This window comes from Echinicola sediminis (assembly GCF_054777495.1).
The window spans coordinates 1-4,040 of record NZ_BAAHAP010000183.1 but is presented as its reverse complement, the minus strand read 5'-3'; the positions used below and the strand labels follow the sequence as shown (position 1 = coordinate 4,040).

Annotated in this window: 4 protein-coding genes; 1 reads left to right on the top strand and 3 read right to left on the bottom strand. The window is 33.4% G+C overall.

Annotation, left to right across the window (positions count from 1 at the left end):
• The 3 genes from ACYVAA_RS22370 to ACYVAA_RS22360 all read right to left on the bottom strand — a co-directional run.
• Nucleotides 1–934, bottom strand: a 934-nt coding sequence (locus tag ACYVAA_RS22370; protein ID WP_460546188.1) for an ATP-binding protein, incomplete at its 3' end; no start/stop codon positions are given.
• Nucleotides 918–1,484, bottom strand: coding sequence for a condensin complex protein MksE (locus tag ACYVAA_RS22365; protein WP_460546186.1), 567 nt, complete (start codon nucleotides 1,482–1,484; stop codon nucleotides 918–920). The genes ACYVAA_RS22365 and ACYVAA_RS22370, both read right to left, overlap by 17 nt.
• A gap of 7 nt (nucleotides 1,485–1,491) precedes the next feature.
• Nucleotides 1,492–2,634: a hypothetical protein gene (locus tag ACYVAA_RS22360; protein WP_460546184.1), complete on the bottom strand. Its 1,143-nt coding sequence runs from the start codon at nucleotides 2,632–2,634 to the stop codon at nucleotides 1,492–1,494.
• 910 nt (nucleotides 2,635–3,544) lie between these two features.
• Between ACYVAA_RS22360 and ACYVAA_RS22355 the strand changes: the two genes are divergently transcribed.
• Nucleotides 3,545–4,040: hypothetical protein (locus ACYVAA_RS22355; protein WP_460546182.1), on the top strand; the 496-nt coding region annotated here is incomplete at its 3' end.

Sequence of the window (4,040 nt, the reverse complement as noted above, 5' to 3'; positions counted from 1 at the left end):
CATTGATTTTTGCTTTGCGCTTCTCAAATAAGTCTTTTTCATGATTGATGGTCTTTTTTACGGAATTCAGAATGCCCACATGTTGAACTTTTTGGTCATTTAGTTCAGGTTTTTCCTTTTCTATAGTTTCCAATCTATATTTTAACTGCCCTACTAAAGTCTTTTGTTCTCTATTTATATGCCTTATGGCAGAAAGCATTAGAATTGCGTTTTCAGCTTGTTTTTGTACCGAGGGAAAACGGAAACGTTTAATGTCATTAAGTTCTGTCTCAAATCCTTTTAGGTGATGTTGATATTTATCCAAATCTATGGAAATATGGTTTTCTTCTATGGAAGAGATAATGGTTTGCTTGATCTCATTGGCATCAAGTTTAGTATTTAAAAATACGTTTTGAATGGTTCTATAAATGTTCTTATACTGTTTGGTTTCAAGCAAGGCATACTTTTTAAATTCTTTCTTGCCCTTGAAATTGCCATATAGAATCTCCCTATATTGATCATAGCTGTTGACTATGGATGAAATGTTTATTCTATCAGCATCTAGTTTTTCACGGATGGCATCCCAGTTACTATAGGCCTCTCCGTTATCTTTAATAAAGTATTCGGCTTTATATGATGTATCGATAAAGCGATAGCACAGCCTGTTTTGAGACTTATAGGCTATTATACAAAATGCCCCTGTTTCTTTTGCAACTTCATAAATAACAAATGAGTTACCATAGCCTAAATACCAATCCGCAAAATTTTTAACAGTTGGACCTTTTGGAATACCCAACTTTCGGGAATCGGCATTGTAAAAATAAAGGATGGCACGGAGGATGGTGCTTTTACCTACCCCTTGGGTACCTATAAAATGAATATTGCCATCTAACTGGATCTCAGCATATGGAATAGCAGCACTATTAATAAATACTATTTTATTCAGGTATCTCATCTTGTACTTCTTCTGACAGGTTAATGTTTAATATTAGTGCTTCCAGATAACTAAATGAGGCTATTACTTTATATGAATCTGATATTTCATTCTCCAATTCTACGAAACCATCACTTCTCAACCTTTCAACCAATTTCTTTATTCCGTCTAACTCTTTGTCCTCTTGTGTATATTTTCTTAAAGCCTTTAGTTTACTTTTTAATGTGGCATTAACTTTTAGTTGAACCGATATTTCCTGAGGTTCGAAACGATAACCCGAACCAAAAGATGAATCATAGCTTTTAAAAAAATCAATAATATCAATCCATCTAAAAGCCTGTTCAAGTTTGCGGGATACATCTACTTTTTGTTCCGGTCGGGTAAAATGATAGTATTCATCCCCTTGTGTAAGAATGAAGTTGATGTCAATAAAATATTCCTCAAGATCGTCAAAGTTCTCCTCGATATAGTTGTACAACTTTTGAATTTGAGGTTTTGAACTGTTTGAACAGATAAATCCTCCTTTACTCAGATGTTCAAATACGTCTTTCTTTAAGTTATTTGTTGCCATAAATATTTTATTTGGGGTAAACCACAGAGAATTCGGTTCCTCTGTGAGTTACATATTGATCTGTGAACTGAAAATCGGTTTCATAAAGCGATATTAGTTGACAATAGTAGGTTGCCATTTCTTCGAAACTTACTTCTTTGGGATAATCGTACTGCAAAACAAAGTCAAGAAGGTTGTAGCCTGATGCTGAGAAATTGCTTTTCATTTTATCCAAATCGATAAACACATCGGCTTCCTCAGTATCATCGAAAAAATTGGAGTCAATGGCACCGGCAAGAGGGATTTTCAGCTTTACTGTATTATTTGTTTTCTCATTTAGTGCTTTTATTATTGAATAAGTTTCATCATCCTGAAGTATGTCCAAGGATAGTTTTAAAGGAAAGGTAGGCCTGTTTTCAAATGCAACGGGATTCAGTTTACTTAGCTGCAGAATGATATCGGATTTGCTTTCTAATTCGAACTGGTCTTTTAAATACTTAACCTGGCGAATTTTTTCAATGATTTTGCTTTGGTGTTTCACCTGGTTTAGGAAATCAATGATTTGCTTTTCAGTCTCAATTAGATTATGTCTTGCTTCCTGTAACTGAAAGCGTAATTCTGTAATAATTTGGTTCAATTCATCATCCTTTGCGGAAGTGAAGAAGGTAAGCTCATCTTCAGAAAGGAATTGTTCGGTCTTTGTAATGAGTTGTTTAATATAAAGCCTTCGCTCGTCGTAGTTCTCAAGCTTCTTGATTTTTATCTTGTAGTTGGGTTCAGTTTTAAAAGTATTGTCTATGTTCCGGTTAAGGTCAACAATATTACGCAGACAGATAAAGCCCATTTTTCTTAGTGAAGCCTTGATAGTTTTTAAGTATTTGTACTTCCTGTGTTCGCTATCTTCAGCCAGATAATAATCAATGCTTTCCTTTAGCAGTTCGAAATGCTCACTGATATATGAGGTATTGATTTCTTCATTGACATCTAATATTTGCTCAAAGAAGGAGAGGAGTTGGTCTTCAATTTCAAGGTATTGCCCATTTCGGATAACAATACCCTTTTCAATCAGGTTGGACAATTTATTTTCCTCAATAAGTTCAATGGCATGGTCGTAACGATAATCAAACGATTTACGTTTGCCAAACATCTCACCGAGTAACTCTTTGCCCATTGCTAAAGCATTTAGCAATTCTTTTATGGAGTGAAAGGTGTACATTTACATTTAAAACGAATCAGGTTCTAACAAATATTCTCAATGGATGAATGCGGTTTTATAGTCATATAAATTTTGGACATTCTAAGTTAATAGGCTTTATGCTTTCCTATTTATAAGAAAGCCTTCAATTGAGCACTTAATTCATCTAGGAAAGTATTAATTTTTATTTATTTGCGCAATGTCACTAATGGCGAAATGAATAAATAAAAAATGACATTTAGTGTCAATTATAAAAGGTTAGTAATCTCTGTTTGATGATTTGGATAAACATTGGATATCCTTTGGGGAAAATGCTGTTTCTGTAAATGTAAAGACGAAAAATATAAATGAATTAATGTTTGCTGTAAGTTTTATGTTTTACATTTTTTCGTTAAATTAATGTTGAGGTCATTTAACAGTCCTATTTTTAGCCGGTTAATTTTTAGAAAGGGTCATCTACCATTCTGTCAGGAAATTGGGTAGGTGTTTGCAGATTTGTTATTGTGAGTTCAGAAGAAAAGTAAGGGGTTTTTAATTGAGATACATGATTGTACGCAATTATGCCTGTAGCTTCAAAATTCACAAAGTGTTTCCCGCAGAGCTCGCAGATCAACGCAGATTCTTTGTGATTGATTTTGCCACATTTAAGGTACTTCTAATAGTAGTCCACAAGTATAAAAGCGTACAGTCAAATTGAGATAAGAAGGCTTAGCTTATCAGAAGAATTTCGAAAACATCATTTAATATGGAGTAAGCAATGGGTACTTTTTAAAAAGAGTTGAATTAGGCCATTTAAATTCACAGTTGACTTGAAAGGTCATGAGTGGGTGGTTTAAGATCTATATTAAAATCAAAAATTATTTTTAAACTCAAAATCAAAAGAGAGATGAAATTTTTAGATACAAACAAGGACTCAGCAAAAGAAAATGTAATAGGAATGTTTTTTATTTATTTGCTTATCCTTTTAGGGGTAGTTATCATCCATTCCTGTCAAATTGAGAATGAGACGATACAAACTAATTTAAGTAAACAGATTGCATTGACAAAATATGAGAGTTTGGTTAGGGAAACTACCCCTACGATTCAGGGAATAGTTGAAAATCAACAAATCCAAATTAATTCAAAGACTGATTTGTCAAAAGAAACAAGAAAAACATACGAAATGGAAATCAACACGTCTCTCCAACCGCTGGTAGAGGGAACAAAGGAACTATTAGTTTTTTATGATATTGATAATGAAGAATTGAGAGAAGATTTTACTGATTTAAATGATCCTAGAATAGTACTGATTGGACTATTTATTTTGGCAGCCGAATCGGAAGAATCCAACGAAACAGCAATGGACTTTGCAAATGTATTTATATCTTCTGCATATGCAGCAC